1 protein-coding gene is annotated in these 220 nt (G+C 49.5%); it reads left to right on the forward strand.

All coding sequences use genetic code 11. The features are described from left to right. Positions 1 to 220, forward strand: a 220-nt coding sequence (locus tag M9196_RS23435; RefSeq protein WP_250619906.1) for a cadherin-like domain-containing protein, incomplete at both ends; no start/stop codon positions are given.

Consider the following 220-nt stretch of genomic DNA (forward strand, 5'->3'; position numbering starts at 1 on the left):
AGACCTCACGGTAAATCCAGTGAATGACGCCGCGGTTGTGGAAGATGTGGGTTATACCATCCAAGAAGATGGCTCGTTGACCTTTACTGATGAGCAGCTTCTAGCAGGCGCTTCAGACATTGATGGTGACGACTTATCCGTAGCGGATGTGTCTTACTCTGGTACCGACGGTGTGTTCACCGATAACGGTGATGGCAGCTATACCTTCTCACCAAATGAA

Source organism: Vibrio methylphosphonaticus (assembly GCF_023634655.1).
Classification (GTDB): domain Bacteria; phylum Pseudomonadota; class Gammaproteobacteria; order Enterobacterales; family Vibrionaceae; genus Vibrio; species Vibrio methylphosphonaticus.